Annotated in this window: 14 protein-coding genes; all 14 read right to left on the bottom strand. The window is 53.2% G+C overall.

Features of this window, described 5'->3' with window-relative positions:
* Window positions 1-334: 334 nt before the first annotated feature.
* Window positions 335-643, bottom strand: a complete 309-nt coding sequence (locus tag KTR07_RS28385; protein WP_254306544.1) for a hypothetical protein — start codon at window positions 641-643, stop codon at window positions 335-337.
* A gap of 456 nt (window positions 644-1,099) precedes the next feature.
* Entirely contained in the window at window positions 1,100-1,954 is an 855-nt protein-coding gene (locus tag KTR07_RS05280; protein ID WP_005943904.1) for a DNA adenine methylase, read from the bottom strand.
* A gap of 95 nt (window positions 1,955-2,049) precedes the next feature.
* Entirely contained in the window at window positions 2,050-2,694 is a 645-nt protein-coding gene (locus KTR07_RS05275) for a thymidylate synthase (protein ID WP_084824279.1), read from the bottom strand.
* 72 nt (window positions 2,695-2,766) lie between these two features.
* On the bottom strand, window positions 2,767-3,009 hold the full coding sequence (locus KTR07_RS05270) for a hypothetical protein (protein ID WP_004326021.1): 243 nt from the start codon (window positions 3,007-3,009) through the stop codon (window positions 2,767-2,769).
* A gap of 179 nt (window positions 3,010-3,188) precedes the next feature.
* On the bottom strand, window positions 3,189-3,674 hold the full coding sequence (locus KTR07_RS05265) for a hypothetical protein (protein ID WP_005943907.1): 486 nt from the start codon (window positions 3,672-3,674) through the stop codon (window positions 3,189-3,191).
* The gene (locus tag KTR07_RS05260; protein ID WP_005943911.1) at window positions 3,671-4,975 is read right to left on the bottom strand and encodes a reverse transcriptase domain-containing protein; all 1,305 of its coding nucleotides are present in this window, start codon (window positions 4,973-4,975) and stop codon (window positions 3,671-3,673) included. Before KTR07_RS05260 ends, KTR07_RS05265 begins: the two co-directional genes overlap by 4 nt.
* A gap of 515 nt (window positions 4,976-5,490) precedes the next feature.
* Entirely contained in the window at window positions 5,491-12,210 is a 6,720-nt protein-coding gene (locus KTR07_RS05255; protein WP_217315222.1) for a hypothetical protein, read from the bottom strand.
* A gap of 13 nt (window positions 12,211-12,223) precedes the next feature.
* Window positions 12,224-12,529, bottom strand: a complete 306-nt coding sequence (locus tag KTR07_RS05250) for a hypothetical protein (protein WP_005943920.1) — start codon at window positions 12,527-12,529, stop codon at window positions 12,224-12,226.
* Window positions 12,530-12,540: 11 nt separating this feature from the next.
* Window positions 12,541-16,275, bottom strand: a complete 3,735-nt coding sequence (locus tag KTR07_RS05245) for a hypothetical protein (protein ID WP_149882696.1) — start codon at window positions 16,273-16,275, stop codon at window positions 12,541-12,543.
* Window positions 16,276-16,321: 46 nt separating this feature from the next.
* Window positions 16,322-16,786, bottom strand: coding sequence for a hypothetical protein (locus tag KTR07_RS05240; RefSeq protein WP_004326780.1), 465 nt, complete (start codon window positions 16,784-16,786; stop codon window positions 16,322-16,324).
* A 1-nt stretch (window position 16,787) separates the two neighbouring features.
* Window positions 16,788-21,179 (bottom strand): tape measure protein, encoded by a 4,392-nt coding sequence (locus tag KTR07_RS05235; RefSeq protein WP_149882697.1) that lies wholly within the window; start codon window positions 21,177-21,179, stop codon window positions 16,788-16,790.
* Window positions 21,180-21,380: a hypothetical protein gene (locus KTR07_RS05230; RefSeq protein WP_005846360.1), complete on the bottom strand. Its 201-nt coding sequence runs from the start codon at window positions 21,378-21,380 to the stop codon at window positions 21,180-21,182.
* Window positions 21,381-21,418: 38 nt separating this feature from the next.
* The gene (locus tag KTR07_RS05225) at window positions 21,419-21,910 is read right to left on the bottom strand and encodes a hypothetical protein (RefSeq protein ID WP_004327425.1); all 492 of its coding nucleotides are present in this window, start codon (window positions 21,908-21,910) and stop codon (window positions 21,419-21,421) included.
* 3 nt (window positions 21,911-21,913) lie between these two features.
* Complete coding sequence (locus KTR07_RS05220) at window positions 21,914-22,474, bottom strand: hypothetical protein (RefSeq protein ID WP_008667129.1); 561 nt, start codon at window positions 22,472-22,474, stop codon at window positions 21,914-21,916.
* Window positions 22,475-22,484 lie beyond the last annotated feature (10 nt).

Raw genomic sequence — 22,484 nt, 5'->3', positions numbered from 1 at the left:
TTCAATCCAGTAAAATTCAGTTTCCGCACCGATGCAAGCCCAACAAAGCCTCACAATCGGTCAGCCTCTCATCTCAATTCCTGCCGTCTCCTTTGAAGAAGAAAAGTAAATTCCGACCTAGAGCACCCTCTCAACTCCAATATTCACAATTTCAACCTAGTATTAGTTTACTCTCAATTACTATAGAGTTCTTTACAATACCAATTTCACAGATAGAGTTTCTATGAGAAGTAGCTGTTTCCAAATCAATAGCAACGAAATCTAAGTTCCCCATATATGTCTTATATTATGTGAGATAATATAGCAAGATTATGTTTGATTCTGATTATGTATGCTATACTTCTTTATAATTGGGTAGCTCTAATAAAGTGCGAAGAAGTTCATCTTTATTCCTATCCTCATCTTTAATATGTTCTTCTAATCCTTTAATACGGGATTCTACAAGTTCATTACATATATCCTTCTGCATTTCCTTTAGCATATCTAAGCTGATTAAGGTTCTCATCTCAAATATATTAACATCCTCTAGTGGACTGCCTAGTATAATGAATTTATCAAAAACGAATATGCTGTTATCGGGATATTTGTCATTCTGTGCTATTGTTCCTACACTGAAACGCGCTTCATGCTCGAAGAATTTCATTATAACATCTAGTTTATTGCCATGTTTACGTTTAAGAATCCTATCTCTATATCTATCAAAGAAATGTGGTATATATGCAGCGCTCTTAGCAGTTTTAGTAATAGTACTATGACAGGTCACTACATATATGCCTTCCGGTTGGCGGTAACATCTTGCAATTAATGGTACAAACTTATGCTTCCAGTATGCACTGAAGCTATATCTGATAATATATATATGACCTGTGTTGGTGGTAATCTTTATATAAATCCGGAAAAACCAGACGTGCCGCTTAACAAAAACGATGCGTTTCAAAAAGTACAAAAACGACACGTACAAGAAAAAAGGTGAGCGCGGTCCTATTCAGCATGATCAAAGCCCACCGTTTTTCTTTCACTTGAACCCTCTTTAAATGGCTTTAAAATATCATTTAAAAGCCATTGCAGATTCAAAATAATTCACTATCTTTATGCAATGTTAGGCTGCTATACCTGACACCTCATCCGGCTTCGTGTACAGCATCATGTCTGTATATTTAGCTTGATAGTTTACGCTTGCACTAAACTCCACTTTCCTGCATTCCTTGAATGGGCTGCCGACAAATGGGTTTCGGTCCATCCAGTCGCACAGTTCTAAAATGGAAGACTTGTTCGAAGTGAAATACACGAACGAATGCCCTTTCAGAACGGTTAGTACATCCAGATAGTCAGCCAGACGCCAGAACATCTTGTAAGTACCCACCTCGGTGGAGAGGTACGGCGGATCAACCAGGAACACCACACCCGGAACATCTTTGTAACGTTTGAATACTTCCTTGTAGTCTTCGCTGGTTATAGTCAGTCCTTCCAGATAATCCTTTGCTTCGGGATAGTCTGTCTGCCGAATCCTATTGTAAATGGCTTCTTTCTTCATTCCTTCCAAACTGGTCACATATTTCATGGCGAACAACAAGGATGCGGAAACCGTGATATAATCCACGTAGCCGTGCTCTTTTTCTTCCCTCTCAATACGGGCAAACATTTTATCGCGAATCTCCCCGGTTATACGTTTGTTTCTGGGTTCCCCTTCAGCTATCCGACGCAAATCGGATAACAGCACATTAGTGGCCGGGATATTTACAAGTCGGCAGCGGTAGTTGTCGAAGTCATTATACACAACGGTGGCATCAGACCTGACACATTTGGTAATATGTGACAGCAGGCCCGAGCCACCAAACAGGTCCACAAACACGGTGCTGTCCGGGAACTGTCCCAGCACCTTGATAAATTCCCTCGCAAACATGCGTTTCTGCCCCACGAAAGGAAGCGGGGCGGACAAATACATCTTTTTCATTTCATTCTGTTTTAAAACGGCCGCAAAGGTCCCCAGAATAAACGAAAAACAGCGGGAAACATGAACTGTTCCCGCTGCAAGACATATACAGCAAACTACACGTTCAACCCGAAGCGGACCGTCTCGTCACCGGCGATCAGCGCACGGGTGCCCGGGATATTATTCTCGTAGATATGTACATTGCCCAGGTAGAGGGTGATCGACTTCAAGGGAAGTTCTATCTGCCGCGCCATCAGGTACAGGTGATAAATATCGGAAGGCAGCCCGAGGTTCGCGTCACTGCTACGCTGGTAGGCGGATAGAACCAGTTCACCGCCATCTAACTGGAACTGTACCAGACTCAAACAGGGTGCCTGGTTGCTCTCGGCACCGGTTTCGCCCAGGAAAAGCACGTAGTTCTTGCTGTTGCGCCTCTCCCGGTTAATTTTCGCTATCAACGGGGGCAGCTTCTCGAAATAGGTCGGGTAACTGTTCACCAGGATGGAGCCGCAATAGTCCCACCAGTTGATGCCGGCCTCCCGGTACTTCTCCACGTTGCGCTCACCCTGCATAAATAACTGCAACTCGCTGCGGAGCTTCTTACGGGCGATATGATGCCCCTCGAATATGTCGAGCAGGTCCGCCGGTGTCAGCGAGAGCTGCTCGTTCAGAAGGTACTGTATGTTTCCCTTCTTGTTGGTCTGTGTCTTTCCCGTGGCAAGAATCTTGTCCAGGATACGGTAATACTTGTTCATAGCCATTTCCTCCTTCTAAATTTGAAACACCCTAAAGATAAGGGGAAACGGCACTCCCTACGGCATAAAACAACCCGTTCACACTGCAAGCGTCTTGCAGTCGCTCTGGAATCGTTTCACCAAGGCATAAACCTTGCGTTCGCTCACCGAATACTTTTCGGACAATACGGCCACAGCATACGAGACTTTTTCACCTTGATCGAGTAGGCGGGTATAGTCCGCGTACAGGTCGATATACCGGGCATCTTCCAGACGAATGCCGGCCGCCTGAAGCCTTTTCAACAGCTCCCGGTTAAAGTTTAATATCTCAATCACTTTCATACAACAAAAAAATTATATCTTTGCATCGCCAATCATTTTTTAGACAACAAAAAAAACGTCAAACCGTGACAGAGGGTATTTGCCCCCGGTCGCGCGGTTTGGCGTTTCATGTTTATAAAAGTGATTGGCGTTACTTTTTAACAGGCCGGGGGCTTTTTTCTTATCCTCCCCCGAAGGATTTATTCCACCCGGTACTTCTCCGGATCAAAAGCGTCTTTCTTCCTCCAGCCGTCAGACAGCGTGTCCTGAACATGCTTCATGGCTTTCGTGTAGAAATCGGTCAGTTCCTCCAGTGTGACGAACTCCCGATATTGGGGAACCTCATCCGTACCGAACTTGAATGTCACGGGAAGCGTAGCACCACCAGTCTGTACGGCCAGATCATACGCTGCCTTATAATTGAACTGGTTTTCACTTGACAGCCATACCGGCATACCTTCATAGAGAAAACCGGAAAGTATCTCACGGTCAATTTGCTCATTATACCAGTCTGTAATGACGGACTTTATAGTATCCATGTGAGGTCTGCCGACAAAGCTTTCCTCCATATAGGAAGCGGATCCGTCTTCACGTTCCTGCACATCCCAGCGGATGCGCCATCTGTTGCGTGCCGGGCTCACGCACTCGATCAGTCTTATCCCGGATGTTCCTTCTACCCGTTTCATGTAAATATGTATTTAGTTCGACCTTTGCCGAAGGTTTCCGTCTTGATGGTGGTTTCGAACGGGAAGCCGTCCGGCATTTCCTTCACTTGCAAGAGGATGTTCTTCATCTCCTCGCTGTTGGTAAAGAACTTTTTCGGTTCGCCGTTCATCTCAATGGCCACGATACAGCGGTCCTCGCCCTGTTCGGTCTTGATGCCCGTCTCAAAGTCCTTCACAATAATCGGTAAGTTTACCAGTTCCCGGATGCTTACCACCACCCCGGGAAAACGTTTCTTGCCGTCCTCCGGCTTGTAGGAAACGTTCAAGTCTTTAAATGATCTCATGTCTTTGCCTGTTAATTTTTTAAACAACGTATGACAGTCGGCGTGCTTGGCCATCCCGTAGAACGACGCTATCAGCTCACGCCTCCTCCTTCTCGATTTTACCTCGTGCATTTTTCGGGCGAACTTCTGCTTGATGCGCTTGCGAATGCGGACATGGTCCGCACCGAAAGTCACATACCCCAGAAAGTCGATGCCCTCGCCCGGCGGGAACACGCGCTCGTTCCCCTTCACCAGGAGACCGGCACACTCCATGCGCCCGTGGACGGCATCACGAATCTTCCACAGTTCCGCTTTCGTTTTACCCAGTACGACGCCGTCATCACAATAGCGGTAGAAATGACGCACAGCATACCTGTCCTTCAGATAATGGTCCAGATACACAGACAAAAGCAAATTGCCCAGCCCCTGCGAGCTGCGCAGGCCGATACTCAGACCTTCAGGCATCAGGCGGACAAAGCTCTCCAGCATGGTCACGAGCTTTGCGTCCTTGAACACCCGGCTGACGCAATACATCACAAAATCCTGCTTCACGCTCTCGTAGAATTTGGTGATGTCAAACTTGTAACAGTAACGCGTACCATCAGGGTCCTCGGCCATGTCACGGCGGACATACGCCAGGAGGTCGTGCATACCCCGTCTCTTGATACTGGCGGAGGTGGTACGGATGAAACGTTTCCGCAGATGGCGGTCCACCACCGCCATGATGGCATGCACGGCGATGCGGTCCTTCATCGGGATCACCTGGATGCGGCGCAGCTTGCCGCCCTCGATGATCTCGCGTTCACGGTAGTCCTTCACGCGGAAAGTACCGGATGCGATCTGCGCGGCCAGCTCCTCCAACACCTCGGGCTTATGCGCGAGCAGATAGCCCCCCTGGCGGCTGCGTTTACGCTTGCTGCCGCGAAGGACCTGCCGGAAGGAAGCCTCCATGTTGGAAGGCTCCACGATCTCCTCGATAATATACCCAACCCTGCGCATAAATTACTGTTTATTGCTTTTAATACGGGGCCTTCAATCCCCCGGGCCCGGCTTCTTCGAACCGTTTCCGGCCTACCAAACCCTACCCGACACTTTATTTTTCAGTTTTCCGGCCCTTGCGGACCGCTGTTACTGCGGCTTGCCCCCCTCGGCACCACGGTGGGGACAAGTCCCCGGTGTTGTACGCCGATTAAAATTTCCTTTCGATTGTTGTTCAGACGAGAACCGATGTTCGTGTTCGTATTCGAGGAATCGTTGTTCGCATTCGACATCGAAACACCGCCATTCGGGTTCGCGTTGTTGTTGCCACGATAGACCACACGGCCTATGGGGAGGCGCCACCTTTCAAATGCAAAAGTACTATTTTCAAATTATTATTTAACAAACAGATACAAAACCTGACGTCAAAAAATATTTTTCGACGGGCTGACGCCCGTAATGAACGGCGTTCCCCTGCTCGGGGAACACCGGACGTTTTGTCGCTTCGCTCCCGCTTTGACGCTTTACGCTGCCGGTCATGCCACCTCGCTTAACGACTTGAACGCAGCGACGCTTGACGCCCTGACGAGCCGGCCGCGGAAGGCCAGACGCGAGCCGACATACGCATTCGTATTCGAAGCATCGTTATTCGCATTCGCATTCGACACACCGCCATTCGCATTCGCATTGTTGTACCCGCGATAGACCACACGGACGGAGGCAGTGGATATGTAGTAGATGTCGCAGTAATTTGTCGAGGAGGAACCCGAAACGGAACCCACCGGAATCACGTCCATATATTTGCCATGCGCCACGGCGGTAATCCAGATACCGGAGCTCACGGAACCCTTAACCAGGCGGGTACTGCCGTCAGGCATCCAGATGCGCCACTTCCCGGAATTGCCCGTGTCATTAGGGAGGTCCACGCCGTCCATCATGTCATATTTATGACCATAGATGTCCTCGTAGCCAAGGCAGCAAATATTATTCACCTGCGTAACCGTGGCCCCGCCGTAGTCATCCTTCTCACGGTACCACGCATACTGGTGGACGGAGTTTTCTATCAGGCTGTTCGTCACATTAGGGTTGATTGAGGAGGCTTCCTCGTAGCCGATCGTGTCCGTCATCCCGCGGCTCGCCGTACCACCCGTAGTACGGTTGTTCGTGTGAGAGCCCGCGCCGCATTGTTCCTGGCTGTCACGACGACCGTACTTCGCGTAGAAAAGATTCGCGATGCGCGAGTGCATAAGGGCATCAATCTGCTGCATACCACGCTGGACACTGTAATAGTGAAAATCAGCCCAGGTCATGCTCGCCGTAGTGCTCCCGCCGGTAATGCAGGCGCGAAGTTTGGAACCGACAACACTGCTGCCCACAACGGCACACAAGTGCTCGTCATTAGGCACCCATTCGGGTTCCATATCCTCGATCCTGTCACTGTTAGAAAGGACAACCTTATCGAACTCTGCCGTGTTCAGAATGGAGAAGTGAAGAGCAGTGGCACCCTCCGGAACATCGGCAATCAGGTACATACCGGCCTCGAACTTGTTGCTCAAGGTAGGGACGACGATTGAACTGATGACCGTGCCGGAATCGTCTGTGAAAATGCTTCCGACAAGGCTTGTACCGGGAACGCTCGGGAAACGCACACGCTTGTAACCGTCCACGTTCACCTTGCATACCGAATACGTACTGTCAGTACTGTAGCTGTTCGAAAGCGTATCCTTTCCGCTCATGATCTTACGACCGGAAAGATAACCGCCACTCGTGCCCTTAATGTCGTCAAGCGTAAGGACGTCAGCATCCGGAACGGAAGGCATGTTATCCGAACCGTTACTGCTGTAACAGGAGTAATGCTTGCCGTTCAGGTAATCATTGATACCCTTGCTCCAGAAGAAGGGCTCGTACATCATCCAGTCACCTTCAGTGCCGTCCAGTCTGGCAGCCGTGCCGTCGGCGTACTTGTTGCTGTCCGTGTCGTCCAGCGGGTAGTAGGTCATCTCACCGTCCAGGTTGTTCACCGTGGTATCAACGTTCGCCATGTTCACACCCCGCGTCGTCGCTTTTTTAGTCACTTTAGCAAGTACACGGTGACGCTGCTTCAGGATGGCGGAAATATGACCGCTCACCTCATACGCGTTGTCATACTTGTAGCCGGTACCGTTGTCAAGGTTGCTCACGTTCGCGTCATCCGATACCTCGTCGTCGAACTCGATCATCGTGTATTCCGGCTGCCGGATATTCAGTTCCGGGAAGTGCGCCTTCAGAGCGCTGTACGTATCGTCATCAATGTAGCGCGTGAGCTGTACCGTACCCACCAAAGCGCACGTGTCCGTAGTATTGCCATCGGAATCCACACCGCCCATCCCGACAAACTTATTCAGCCACGTACCGTCATCCTCGCGGTCAATACCGGTTACTCTGATACGTTCCACACTCGTGCAACGGCCCAGCAGGGTTTCCCAGTCAATACCTGGACAACTGTCAAAGATGAAGGTCTTCACCTTGCTGTAGCTTTCCAATGTCAGCCCGCCGGTGGTCAGTCTGCCCAGATATTCCAGACGGAGGCTGGTCAGTGTACCGGGAAGGTGGAGCAGCGTCACGGGAGAACCCTTGGCTAGCACCACGCTCTGCACCTGCGTACCGCGGGCCTCAAGTTCTTCCAGCTTGGTCTGCGCACTCAAATCCAGCTCGGTACTGGTACTTCCCCCGGTTTTCGCCTGTGCCTGGTTACGAAGGTTGAGTTTACGTAGCTGCTTGCAGTTGCCGATGTTCAACCACCAGCCGGTACTGCCGTTGCCGGAACTTTGAAGGTTCAGTTCGCGCAGCACGGTACATTTGCCCAGGTCGAAAGCGTTTTTCAGGTGGTCGGCGGCCCCGCTCATATCCAGCACCTTCATACGGCTCGCGCCATAAACCCTCAAGGGATCGTTCACCGTATAGGCACCGGTGATGGAAAGGCTCGCAGCCGCATCTTTCTTGATGATGCCGGTATTCCCTATATTCGGGCTGTTGTTCGTACCGTAGCCGAAAGCATAAACCTCGTTGGCCGTAATCTTCAGCACGTCGGGGGTGTCAGCAGCCGTACGTGCCAGATAGAGGTCGATGTTGTCACTGGTGAAATTGCTCGTGCCGTACTTGGCATCCAGAAGGGCGAAACGATTACGCACGAAATATTCACGGTGCGCACGGTTACTGCCCTGAAGGGCGTAGATGAACGGCCACACCTTGCCGTACATCTCCTGCGTGGCGGGCAGGATGTACTTCAGCTCGCCGCTCTTGTTATAGGCACGGTCGCACCAGTTGCCCGCCTGCTCCACGTTCAGCATGTCCAGGACACGGCTGGTGGTAAGTACACCGCGAAGAGCCTGCGCCTGTGTCTTCAGGTCAGCGTCCAGGTTGGCCAGAACGAGGTTCCAAAGCCAGCTGTCACGGCCTTCAAAGGCATATTTCCCGGCCTCGGCATCATAAGTGTCGCGGTCGGTGGTGTAGTCATACACCAGGAAACAGTCGTTGCGTTTTCCCATCTGGGTATCACCGTCGTAGTAGGTGATGTACCATATCAGGCCGTCCCACGTGCGCAGCATCATGTTCTTCGCACGCTGGTCAACGGCAAGGAAATAGTCCGTCCAGAGGTAATACGTCAGCAGGAAAGCCTTGTCGAAATAGTCACTTATCTCGTCCCTGAACTTCTCGCTCTTAAAAGTGGAGAGGTCGGCGCTCGTCGCACCGTCCGGAACACACGAGCGTATCCATGCGTACAACCGTTTCACGGCCGTACGCTGCGACTCGTCAAGGCCCGCCCATTTCACATCATCCGGAACGTTGGTCTCGGCACCGGCATCAAACACCTCCTCCAGATGAGCGTCACTTGTGGTCTTGAAAAGGCACATGGCCTCGGTATTGTTCAGCATTTCCAGAGTGAGGGGACAGGCAGGATCGTAACCCTCCACGCCACTAAGGCCGAACAGGTCGCCGCTCTTGCTTTTCTCGTTGTTGAAGTTGTACTGCCCCACATAGTCGTTCTCACCGTCCTCCGCAGCCGCCACAAACATGTCGATAGGCACACCGTCGATAGCGGTACGCACGGTGACCGCGTTCAAATCGCTGCCGCCCGTCTCGTACTGGTAACGCTGCGGAGGGGTGAGAAGCCCCATCTCCTTCAGCACGTCGTTGAACAGTTTGGCACCGCCTGTATTCAGCGACATGGACGAGTCGGAATAATCACTCTTCAGACAGATCAGGTTCATGGCGATGCCACCGGGACGGACGGGATATTTCTTTTCCGCCTGCTCCTTGCCGCCAACGGTGAAGCTAAGGTTCGTGCCGCCCTTGCTGATATAGATACGGATGTTCTTGCTCGGATATTTCGTGGAACTGGTACCCTGAATACGGATATAACAGTCACGAAGCACGAAGTCGTATTCGGATCCGAAAGGGGAGTAATAGAAGATATCCGCCGAAAAGTCCGTCTTCTTGTTGTTCTCGGCATACACGTCATCGAGTTTGTTCTGGCGCACGATACGCAGCACCCCCTTGCCCTTGGCACGCAGCTTGTCCATATCCACAGTGTCGGTATCACCCAGGATATCGTTCTCCTCGTACAGCGCGATCATCTCCTCACCGTCCGCACTGTCCACCATCCGGTTCTCCAGTTCCTCGTCGTCACTCAACCGGCGGGTATAGATACGCACGCTCTTTACCTCCACGTCCGCCCCGGCGCTGTCAATGGTGATATATTTCGGATTGTCCTGGCGGAAGCTGAAGGCGTTGTCGTAGATGTCGGCACCGGTACGGTTGCCGTCCACATAAAGCTCCATCAGACGGCTCTCATTGCGGGTACCCACCATGAGGGCCACCTTGATCCACCGGTCTTCCACATAATTCGTGCCCAGCTTGATCTCACGCTCCACCAGCTCGTCGTCCTCGTTGGTATAGGACACTTTCTCACCGGTCTTGAAACTCGCTTCCGAAGGGGTGATATAAAGCCCCTTGCCACTGTCGAGACAGTCCACAACTGCGGTATCGCTGTCAGTGGGATTGCTTACCCGGAGGGTCAGTTCAATGGTCAGTCCCGTACTTTTCACATCGGTGGCAAAGGGCCGGTAGCCGATGACGGCTTTCGCACCGTTGGTCAGCTTCAGCGCCTCACCCGTCCAGCCGTTGCTGCTCCAGTCAAAACCCTCGAACGTGGTCTCCACGCCGTTCGACTCCCATGTTCCGGGGTTACTCTCCCCGTTGCTGCGGCCCGCCGCGTCAAGCTTGACCGCCAGGCCGTAGGTGGCCTCGCTGATATCGATACCGCTCTCACCCACGTCGATGCGCAAAGTGTACCCGGTCGGACCGGCTTTCAGGACAAGCGTCTGCGTGCCTTCCTCGGTAAACCGGTTACTGTAGGTCATCATGCTGCGGGGAGCGCTCACGGTACTGCTCTTGACGCCGTTTTTCCAGAACTCCACTTCAGCGGGCACACGGTCGGGATCATAGGCCACCCAGTCGAAAGTGAGCTTCTCGTAGCGGCCGGCTTCAAGGACCGGCTCCAGATGCTCGTCCCGTCCGAGGATATGCCCGTCGGCATGAATGAGCTTCAAACCGATGAAGGGCGCGCCGGTTCCGGCCTTCAGCAGGTCGATATGGATGCTCTCGCTTTTCAGCGTGAGGTCGTCAGTTTCCATCTCGGCCACCAGCTGGGCGGTATGCCGCCCCACGGACAGGCCGGTCATGGAAACCTCGAAACTGCCGTTCGTCGTGCCGCTGCGGGTGACCGTATGCGCGTTCTGCTGTACACCGTCCACGTACAGGCTGACGGTTTTCGTGCCGGTACCGCTCACGGCGTAGGGTATACTCGCGGAATCATAGGTACCGTAACCGCCGTTCTGGATGGTGGCCGCCAGGTTGTAACCGCAGGAAAGGGACAGGGTGACGCTCTTCACGCTCACGTACGCCTGCTTCTTCTGCGCCTTGCCCGTGGTGGGATCGGTAGTCTCGGCAATGACGTAGATGTCGCTCGTGCCCACCAGCAGGTATTTGGTCAGGTCAAGGGTATAGGTACCCTTGCTCACTTCCTTCAGCGAGGAGGAATAAGTGGTGGTCGTCCCGCGCTTCACCTGGATGGTGACGGTCGCTTTCTGTCCGGTACTGCTACCCTTGTCATCACCGCCGGCAACCTGGTGGTCATAGGTATAGGTAAGTTTCACCGCTCCGCCTTCCTTCACGGTTTTCTTGTCGGTCTCGGCAAGCAGCACGATCTTGGTGGTGGAGGACTCACCGCCGCCACCGCTGCCGGCCGGGATGTCAACGCTCGCGATCTCCGCCCCGCTCTTGTTGGTCAGCGCAAGGCGGACACTGCTCTCGTCGTCGCTCACTTCCGCGCTCATGCCGAACACGGTACCGGCTTCCACCTCCTGGAATTTGGCGGCGACGGTCCTGTTCTGGACGGGATTGGTACTGTCAGCATCCAGGCTCTCGTCCACTTCCAGCTTGTCGATGGTCAGATCCACGTTGCCCTCGCTGTCGGGAACTTTCTTCTCGCCGTTCACCGTCAGGCTCTTCATCGTTCCGGCACCGCCGAAGTCCTCCCAGCTCGCCTCCTGCTCCCAGCTCGACAGACTTGTCCCCACGAACTGTTTGGTCTCCCATTTGCCCTGCGAGACTTCATAGGTGATGCAACGGCCCTTGTAACGGTATTTCTCATCCACGGCACCGATCGCGGAGGAAAGGACATAATAACCGCTCTCCAAAGGGACTTCCGCCGTCACATTATACGTGTTACCGCCACCGCCCGTACCACCGGGAATATCAACGGAGGCAATCTCCGTCCCGGTCTTCCCCAGCAGGGTGAGTTTCACCGTGTCGTTCTCCTCATCAGGGACGGCCGTCATGCCACCGACCAAGCCGTCGTTCACACCGGCGGCGGCATCCTCCGCCTGTTTCGCAGCCGCGGATGCCGCTGCCGCGGCGGAATTTGCAGTTTCAGCAGCCTGATTGGCGGTACCGGCCGCATCAGACGCCATACCCGCAGCTTTATTCGCCAAAGCCGCAGCATTATCCGCTTTCGTGGCAGACGCATTCGCCGTGGCAGCGGCATCATCGGCCGGTTTACGCAAAAGGGTAAGCGGAGCACTCACCAGCTCACTGCCGCGAAGGGCGGGGAGACTTTTGATATTGTCAAGGGAGCTGACCTCCACAAGTTCATCAACGCTCTGGCTCTCGGCCTTGATAGCGTTCAGGATCTCCTGTTTTTCCGCATTTGTCATGGCTAATCCTCCATTACCCTTCTATCTGTTTCACTATTTGGGAATAACAGCCCGGAGTAAGACCGGTGACAGCTTCCTTTATCAAAACCGCATCCTCCGATGTCAGATCCACATCCGCATCGGAACCCATAATCCTCATGCAAAGACTGTAAGCATGTAATTTCTTTTCATTATCCGTCTGAATATTACCGCTCGGACGGAAACCGGTACCGTTGAACAGGCACTGGGAGACTATGACTCCCATACACTGGGGTTTCTTATCAATCAACAGCACGCTACCGTCGAAATCCTTAAAATACACATTAAAATTTACTTTCATATCCTTTATTTTTAGATATATGTCATCTTAACGACAATTCCATTAACAACCTCAAGGGTATAGTTATAAGTTATAAAATCACTCTTTACAGCCCACTGGAAGGTACCTGAAACACCCTTTCGGTAACTGTATGTCCCATCGCTGGCCAGGCTCCATCCCGTACCGTAATTGTTCGACAGGATATCACCACAATACACCGCCCCGTTCACATGCACACCACCGTCAAAATAGCCGGCATAAGTATTGGCACTGATAGGATAGCTCTGACCAGAGGACTTGCTGGAGGCATAGATAGCGGCACCACCCAGATTCGAGCCTACGGCCTTGACACCGAACCGTCCCTGCGTGGCGGCATTAAAGGACACATCCACAATACCCTCCATGTCCGTTTGTGAGACACCAAGTTTCAGACTGCGGGAATCATTGCCGAAATAATCACCGGCTTTCCAGTACAACCGTCCGGAATCAATCGTAAAACCGCCGATTTTACCCTCATAGGCATACACTGTACCATAAATCTTGGCGTTGCGCGTCTCAATACTACCGTCTTCCAGAATCTTGAAATTATCATTAGCCGTAACAAGCCCCTCCAACGTGATATTATCGCCCTTGATTTTTACGCCGTCACCCCCAACACCTACAAGGGATTTCAAATTTCCATCACCGTCAATGGCATACAACCCGGAATATTTGGAAGTAACCATCAGGCCGGTCTCTTCCAGCAGGTTCTCGTCTTTGTCGAACACCGCCGCCGAAATCTTTACCAGACGCTCCGACTGCTCGAAAAGGGTTTTATAACGGTGTGTCAGGGATTCAACACGGTCGGTGCTCAATATGAGCATATACAGGTAAATATCACCGGTAAAACTCAATTTAAAATCACCTGTACCGTTCCAGAGTCCGCTACAGGTGTACTGTACGTACCCGTCGGTCGCGGACAGTTCTTCCTCCACCTCCATGCTGTTGAAATTGGCAAAGCCTGTCTTATCCACACCCACAAACTCCACACGCAGCGTGCCGGCCTTGGCACAGCGGTAAAAGAAAGTCAGGAACACCGGGACGGCTTCCTTCTCCCCACTGTCATTTTCAGGCATGGAGGGAATACTTTTCAGGTTCTCACGTTTCTGGAGGATGTACTTGTTACGAATCCGGACAACCGTACGGCCGTCATCCTCGGTCACGCTCGCGCTGTCACCCTTCCTCGTCAAGACGTTACCGTTCGCCCAGATCCACCGGTTGCCCACAAGGAAGAACACGGTCTCGTTCTCCGTGTTCCACTTCATAAGGCCGTCATCAAAGGCGGGGTTATTCAGGTAGCCGCGCTCGGTGGCGAAGTCATTCCGCAGGGCGGTGACGGAACTGACGATTTTCCCCTCGACTATCTCGAACTTCGTCTTGATATCCTCGCCCGTTACCAGAAGGAACGTACCACGCAGGTAGGCGTTGTCGCTGTACAGGCCATCACCGTGAGGCTGGTTGTCTGAAGGGAACCAGTCGTCACTGATACCGTCAAGGTTGCCCAGACGGGCACGCAGGCAGCCGGTGAAGTTCTTCGCCTTCACCACGTCCATCACGTCCACACGGGGCTGCCCGTCCTCGGTGGCGGAGATCAGGATCAGGTTCTGGCGCAACGGATTCTCCGTGTTGCCCATCAGCACGCACTCGTCACCAGACTCCGGAAGAGAAGCGCCGAACTCGTCCTCGCCCACGAGGATGGAACCACCCTCCACGCCGGCCACCTCAACCCAATAGCTTTTCAAATTCCCGCCGCTGAAGGTCTGGCAGCGCATGAGGTCATGGGCCACGAAAGTGTTCTCCTGCTCGAAGGTGATCCTCCAGTAACCGCCCTCAAGAACAGCGGTCTTTATTTTCCCGTTGGCGGCACTGACACAAAGCTGGCCGCCGACGCTGCGTACCTTCTCGATAAGCAGCTCCAATACTACCATGACCTGGCGTACCGTCAGCTTGTCGATGGTCAGATGGGACAAAGCGTCCTCCATCCAGAGCCGCCAGCCCTCACCGAAAAGACCGTCCACGAATTTCGGACTGCGAAGAAGCTCACGCACGACAAGGGTCAGCAGCCCGGCATTGCCCTTGTCATCAATACCCGCATTATCCTCCTGTCCGAAAGAGGCTCCCGCTTCGAAGGTGATCTTCCCCTTTGCACGGTCATTCTTTTTTTTGCTGATGTGTTCCGCCTGACTTCTCCGCGCGGAAAAAAGATTGTTGTCCGTAGGCAGTGTCTTGTCCCAGCTACGGATAATGTCAGGAAGCGCGGCACCCTCCGCCTTTGACTTCGTATAGTTTTTCAGTTCCCCGATACTGTCATTCACCCGTTCAAACGCACCACTATGCAGGGCATCGCTGATCTCGATGTCCATCTCCCCGGGTTGGTTCACCTTCCGGGTAATTTTCGTGATGCGGCTGCTGCGATAACCGGTTTCGGGGAAATACTCCTCGCTTTCAAGTCTCACACGGCGGCCTACGGACAGGGAAACACCGTTCTCCTCAATCCACACATGGTCGGTCGGGGCCTTGTAAACGGCAAGATCCTGCCAGCATTCGGTATTGAACTGTTCCACCGCCGTAAGAAACTCCTCCTCGGCAAGCGGGTAATATTCGTCCGGCATACGGATATTCCAGAGAATATAACGGTCACCGGATTTCGGAATAAGTTTGCCGCCGGGGAGTTGCGTGTCATCATCATAGGGCCATATCGTAATAATCTCGAACTCACGGGTGGCACTGTTGAAATTCACCTCGAAATAGTGGTCCTCACCCTGCCCCAGTCCGGAAAGGTCACCGTCCTGGAACGATACACGTTTGGTCTCGTCGGGCAGCTCGTAATCGTTCGGATCGAAGTTCAGGCTGTCGTCCCTGAAATAATAGACCGTGAAAGGGTTGCCGTCGTCATCTTTCACATCTTCGCTGCGCACACTGCTGACAGCCCCGATCCTGCGGGGATAAATGCCGCTGAAGGCGTCTTGCTCGTAACGGTCATAGATGCCGTACTCCTCCGTATGTATCTCGACATATTGCCTGCCCCCCGGAAGCATCAGGCGGCTATGCCCGTATTTTGACGGATCTATGTTCCGCGTGCTGCCTACCGGGAACAACCGGGTATAAAAATTGTCGGTACCCGTCGTGTCGCGTTCGATTCCGGTCAGTCCCTTCCCGTAGCCCAGCGTTATTTCCTCGCCATGCTCACACCGGCACACGTTCACGGTCTGGCCTTCCACCCACCATTCAGCCTGCCCGCCGACCGCTTCGGCTATCTCTTTCAGGGCTTCGTTGCAGTACTTCCCCTCGTAATCGATGACGATAAGGTCCGTACCGTCCACCCGCCCCACTTTCCAGTCGGTGGTGTGGTTCATTCCGTCATTGATACACTTCACGATCATGGCCACGTGTTCACGCGGAGTCGCTGTCAGCGTGAACACAGGCTCGGTGTTCCCGTCGGTGGTTTCCAGCACAAGAAAACGTCTCACCAGGCTCTCGATACCGTAAAACTTCAAATCATATACCCACTCCTGGCCGCTCTTCTGCTTCGGGGTGTACCGTTCGGTCAGCCAGTAGCGCTCACCCTCAAAGTCCACCCGGTCATTCACGTCCAGGGCGATATATTCGTAATGCGTGAAAGAGAGTGTCAGGACATTGTCACCCTGCACCTCCTTCACCTGGGTGGAGCTGTCGCCCGCCTCGATATCGGTCCGTCTGTTGCCGTTGCTGTCATAGATGGTCAGCATGTCTGTATCTTGTTTAAACGTCGTTTGAATAGGGTTTGAATCACATTTATATGACCGGGACAGGTTCCCGGAACTTCACCTTGAACTTGCCGGCGTGCACGCCTTCCTTCCAGAGATAGGTCAGAGGCTGGAACTTGCTGCAATCCGTATATTTCACACGGAGAGTCAGGGCAAGTTGGGGAAAGGAAATCTCAAGCCACCCGTCACGGCCTTTCTTCAGGAAATTGATGAACTCGAAATACTTCTTCAGCCAGCCGGCCTGCGTTTTGCCAAACAGGGCGAAATGAAGCGTCACGTCACGGGCCTCGTTCCTGGGCGTCAGCACGGAGGAATATTTCTCCCCGTCCTCCTCCCGGATATTCACAGCCGTGTCCGTTTTCGTCTTGCTCGGGGTCAGGATGGCGGTCAGGTTATCCATCCCGCCGCGCTTGTCCTCAACGAGGAACACCCCGTATGTACTCCAGATGTCGGTACCGTTGACAAGTACCAGACCGCCTAATATCTTTTCCATATCATTTGCATTTTACTCCGTCACGATTGATTTTACGAATCTCTTCCTCTATTTTGCCAAGGTGCGACGCGCTCGTGCCGGTGTTCTCCTCGATACGGGCAAGATGCCCCTCGGCGGTGTTCATCTTGTCGATGACGCTCTCCATCTTCTCATCGATGCTCGACCAGTGTTGCAACCCGCTGGTGAACATGCCGTCCAGTTTTGTACCCTGGTCCTGTGTCATGGCTGAAAAACCGCCGGTTTTGGCGCTCTGGCTCGTACCGCCCGAGTTATCGTACCCGGTGGCCGCGGCAAGATTGTCACGAAGAGCGACGGCTTCCTCGACATACTTCATGTACTCGTCCTGGAGGGCCTTACGCTCGGCTTCTGTAAGGTCATTGTCTTCCATCGCCTTGCCGAATTTCTCCCACCAGCCTTTCAGCTTGTCGGAATACAGCTCACCGATCTTGTTTGACAGCATCGCACGCATGAAATACTCGGATATGTCCTCCGCCGCGGCTGCGGCATCATACTTCATATCCATCAGGTTATCCACGAAACTGCTGTACATGCTGTCGAAGGAAATACCGGTGAGACCTTCATACAGCTGGTCGGTAAGTTCCTCCAGCTTGCCCGCCTGGTCGATATAGTCATCCAGCTTCTCGGTCAGACGACCTCCATATCCGCCCTTGCCGGTATCCTGGATCTGCGTCCACATGTCCACGTTACTGCGCAACTTCTTCATTTCCTCCGGACTTAGGTTCCAGATGTCACCGTTCCAGCTACGCCCGATCTGACCGCTCAAACGGTCAATCTGTTCCTGTGAGAAACCGCCCCAGTAATAATTCCAGCTGTGATGCGAACCGTGATAGCCGGCCTGCGACATGGCCATGTCCAGATAGTTCGAGTTCGTCTCCTGCTGGAGCCTGTAGGCATCCCGGTAGGCGGCCACGGACTTTGTACCCTTGCTCGCCTTGATCTCCTCCGTCAGGTCCTCGATAGCCGTCTGCAAGGTCTCGTTGCGCTCGGTCAGCCGGTCGATGGTTTCCTGGACCTCTTTGGCATTGCTTGAAGTCGTCCAGGAGGAAAATCCGCCCCAGGTCAATGCGTCGAATATCTTGCCCACACCGGAAAGCAGCGATTTTCCGATAGTCACAAAAAGATCACCGGAAAGCACATCGTCAAGAATACCGCTCACGGCATTGAACACCGCGTCGAGCAGGCCACCGATGACCACACTCAAACCATCCTTGAAAAGGTCTATAATACTTACAATCCAGCCGACAACAGGCACATCCTCAAGTGTTTCGGAAACCTTTCCGAAAGCCTCGCCCAGTTTGCCGTCCACTTCCTTGGCACCTTTGCCGAGTGTGATCAGGCCATTATACGCCCCGCTGATACTGCCGGAGGCAATCTGCTGCAATCCGTCCCTCACATTCTCCATACTGGCCTTCAGACCGGAGGCAGTATTCGAGAGGGACTGCCGGGCACTGTCAGCCGTTTCCTGCAAGGCGTTTATATTCTCACTCGCGGCATCGGCATTGGCCTGCGCCGTTTCCAGGGCTTGCCGGGCGGACTCCTTCTCCTGTTCGGTTCCGGACTGTTGCGCCTCAATGTATGATTTCTGGGCGGCAATGAGTGCCGTATAGGTGTCCGCATACACCGCCTGTGCCTCCTTCAGGTCTGAAAGGGCTTTCTGGTAGGCAGTAACCTCGGCACCCAGTTTCTTGAAACTGACCTTGCCGGAACCGCCCAAAGCCCTCTCCATCTGCTGGACGGCAGAGACAAGCGCGTCCTGGCTGGCATGGTCGGCATTTCGGAACTCGTCAGTGAGCATGTATTTTCTGGCATCCGCCAATACAGGCTTTATCATATCGGAAAACATCCCGCCGAATTCACCGAAGACAGTACCCCAGTCAATACGGGCTTTCAGTTCCTGCACTTCGATGCCGGCAAGTTTGCTGTCACGTTCAACACCGAGAGAGAGCTTCTCGCTGCCGGATGTCGTCTTTTGTATCTTTTCCGCATATTCGGTCGCGATGGCGAGTTTCTGCTGCTGGAAGGTGCCGTAGGCCTGCAAATATTCCTGCATCACTCCGAACTCTTCCCGATAAGCTTCCGCTATTTTTTTCTGTCGGCCGGACTCGTTCAGCTCACGGGCCTTGTCTATTTCGGACTGCTGATCTTCCGACAGCGAACCGGACTGCCCCGCTTTCGCGTTGTCACGTTTCCAACCGGCTTCCTGCCTGGCTATTTCATCCTTGCGTGCCTGGTATTCATTGTCTATCTGGCGCAGCTTCTTCTCCAGCCCCTCGGTCATCATCTCAATCTCCGCCTCGTCATTCTTCCTTTGCAGCCCGGCGAGTTCCTGGCCCAGCTTTTCAGAAACCTGTTTGCGGCGTTGGGCTTCTTTCTCCGCCTTGTCCGCCTTCTTCCGTTCGGCCTCGGAATCCTTATCCTCACCGGGCTTGACCTTGTCGTACTCCTTTTTGGCGGTATCAACGGCATCCTTCAGTTCTTTCGCCTTCTTCTCAAACTCCTCACGGGAAAGGCTGTTGGACGTTTCCTGAAGAAAGGCGTTATAAGCCTTGAGCGCGTCCTGGTATTTCTCTTTTGCCGCAGCCACCCAGTCAGTGCTTGAATCCGTGGGCAGGTTACGCCGGTTTTGTTCCGAAACCAGTTTGTTCAGCTGATACTTCAGTTCGTCACGGGAATAAGTTCCGGTAAGATTTTCGTCACCCTGCGTAATCTTTCCGTATTCCTTCTCCTGGACAGACATCCGGGCAAGCAGGGTTCTACGCTGCTTTATCTGCTGTGCAAGGGTCTCGTTACTCACACCGGTCAGGTTTTCGAAATAGGCATTTACCTCGTCCTTGCGGATTTGTCCGTTCAGGCTCTTGCGTTTTCCGTACAGATTCTGAAGCTCTGCCTCCTCATCCCTTGAACGTGCGGATTTCTGGACATATCGGGCTCTTTGCCGCCCGTAGCTGTCCTGGTAATATTCGGTTGCCAACCGGGTCTTGCCTTCAAGTTCTTTTATCCTGTCATCCACACGTTTCAATTCATTGGCGGGATTGGATATGGACTCACCGGCTTCCAATCGGGCTATCTCTTCCTTGATTTTCTTGATATTCTTCAGTTTCTCATACTCGGTGTCGTATTTGAAGAATATATCCGGATATTTCTGTTCCAGCTTGTTTAGCGCCTCACGCCGGGCATCCGTGGACACGGCTTCATCCCCGGCAATGGAACACAGTTCCTCTATTTTGCGCCTGTGCTCTTCCTCGGCCTCTATGGTTTTCTGCTTCTGCTGCTGATACCTTTCCTCGGATTCCTGCAAACGTTCGATTTCCGTCTTCATGGAGATCAGTGCCACGGCAACACCGGCAAGCAGGGTCGCAACCAGCACATAGGGATTGGAAAGCATGGTCCGGTTGAGCATTTTCTGCGCTTTCTCAACCAGCAGGAGCCAGTTGTAATGCAACGCCTCCGCAGCCACCGCCCAGCCTTTCACGGCCGTGACTGTCATGACGGCAGTCCGGTACACACCATACGTGCCGACAAGCCCGAGCAGGATACGGCCGAAACGTTCGTAATGCTCCACCATGTAGGAAACACCGGAAAGCGTGGTGTTGATGACACCTTCCGACTGCTGCCCGATTTCATTGAACATCATTGAAACGGCATCCTCTATATTGGAGATCTGTCCGGTTATCGTTTTGGATTGTGCCTCCATCAGACCACCGAATTTTCCGCCCTCGTCCGTCAGGCTCTCTATGACCTTCTGCACTTCGGGAAAACCGACCTTGCCTTCCTCCACAAGCTCCTTCACCTTGCTTTCAGCCACGCCGAACTGCTTGGCCAGTTCGGCGATCATAGGGATGCCCCGGCCGGTGAACTGGTTCAGGTCCTGTGTATAAAGCCGTCCCTGGGACATGGTGGTGCCGTAAAGATAGACCAGATCGTTCAAAGGGATGGAAAGTCCGGCAGCGATGTCACCCAAGCGGATCAGCGTCTCGTTCACTTTCTCCGCTTCAAACCCGTAGGCAAGAAGCTGCTTGGCACCCTGCGCGACATCCTCCAGGCCGAAAGGAGTGGTCGCGGCCGTATGTACCAACTGCTGCATCAGGGTGTCGGCCTTCTCCGCACTGCCGAGCATGGTCTGAAACGACACCTCCAGCTGCTGGAACTCGCCACGTACCTTGGTGATGTTCGACACCAGCTCCTTGATAGTAAAGGCGGCCGCCAGCTTGCCGACGGTGTTGTTCAACAGGGAACCGCTCCTGTCAAGTTCCCGGATCTGTCTGTTGGCGGACGATGCCTGCTGGGACATCCGCTCGATCTTGCCCACGGCCTTGTCAAGACGGGCGCTCAAATGGTCCACCATAAGGAATTCTATTTGTACCGGTTTCATCTATTTTAGCTTGCTTTGAAAAAATCCTACTATTCCATCCGCTTCATCCTCGGCGCTCCGCTCATCCGCAGGACCGGAAGATCCGGACTTGTCACGGACATACCGGGGAGCGTCACTAAGCATCATGATCAGGGTCTGGTAATTCACCTTGTTCAGTATATAGTCCACGCTCCAGCCGGTGGCACTGGCAATCTGCCACACAAAACCGAAAGGGCTATGGGAGCCTTCATAACGGCTCTTTAACTCCCCTTCTTTCTTTGGCTCAGTCTCAAGCTCATCGGATTCGTCCGCTCGGCTGATCTGATAATAGGTATAAAAGGGTCGGTACCCATCAGGCTGACAAAACGCTTGATCGCACCCACCAGATAACGCTGTTCCATGAAGTTCCTTATGAGCCATGCCACCGGGCGCAAAAGCACGCGGCGGCTGAAAGGGCCACGACAAAGGGTATAGGCCACCATACGGCTCACCGCCTTGCCGTGAGAGGCCAGAAACTGCATTTCCTCCTCCTTGCTGAACCCCCACATCTCCTCACTGGTGATCCCCATCGACAAATATGTCCGGGCAAAAAGAATCTGACCGGACATATAAGGCCGCCTCATGGTCACGCGCAGCTCCAGCGGGGATTTCCTGAAAGGGATATGAAACGCTTTCAGCGGGACGCTCACACCGATATCCAGCAGCGCGTCCGCACCCTCACGCTGGATCTGCTTGATGACAGCTTCGTCCATACGCTACTCCTCGGCCGGGTTAGTGGAAGCAGCAGCGGCAGATTCAGCAGGAGGCAGTTTATACTGTTTCCACTCTTCCGGGATAGAATCCGTATTGAATACGCCATGGGGCTGGGAGCCGTCTTCCGGCATGGCCACTTCCAGCGTGCATTCGATTTTCGCCGTTTCTGTCAGGGTCAGCTTGCCGCCGAGATTGGAAAGTAGCGTGCCATTGGGAATCAGGATGCTCTGCCCCGAAACAAGGGCTATTTCCCACGGACCGGTCAGCAACACGGCTGCCGTTGGGGCCGTCCAACCAATCGGGGTTTTCTTTTCCGAGTCCTCTTCCTTGTAGTGCATGGTACCACCCAGCAAGCTATGCAGGTTTTCGTAGTTCAGCTGGATAACGTTGAACGTGGGGGCGATGCTGCCATTCGACTGGGGAATGATAAGCACCGGGGTTCCCGGCACCTGCTCCGCCTCGATTTTGGCGGATTCGGGTTTCTGCCCGCCCATGTCAAACGAATTCTTCTCTATGTAACCCACCACAAAGTCCTTGTATTTCACGGCACCGACGCCGTACATGAAATTCTTA

This window comes from Bacteroides sp. MSK.20.82 (assembly GCF_019052485.1).
In the GTDB taxonomy this organism is placed as follows: Bacteria; Bacteroidota; Bacteroidia; order Bacteroidales; family Bacteroidaceae; genus Bacteroides; species Bacteroides thetaiotaomicron.
The sequence above is the reverse complement of the archived record's forward strand: the minus strand, read 5'-3'. Positions and strand labels throughout refer to the sequence as shown.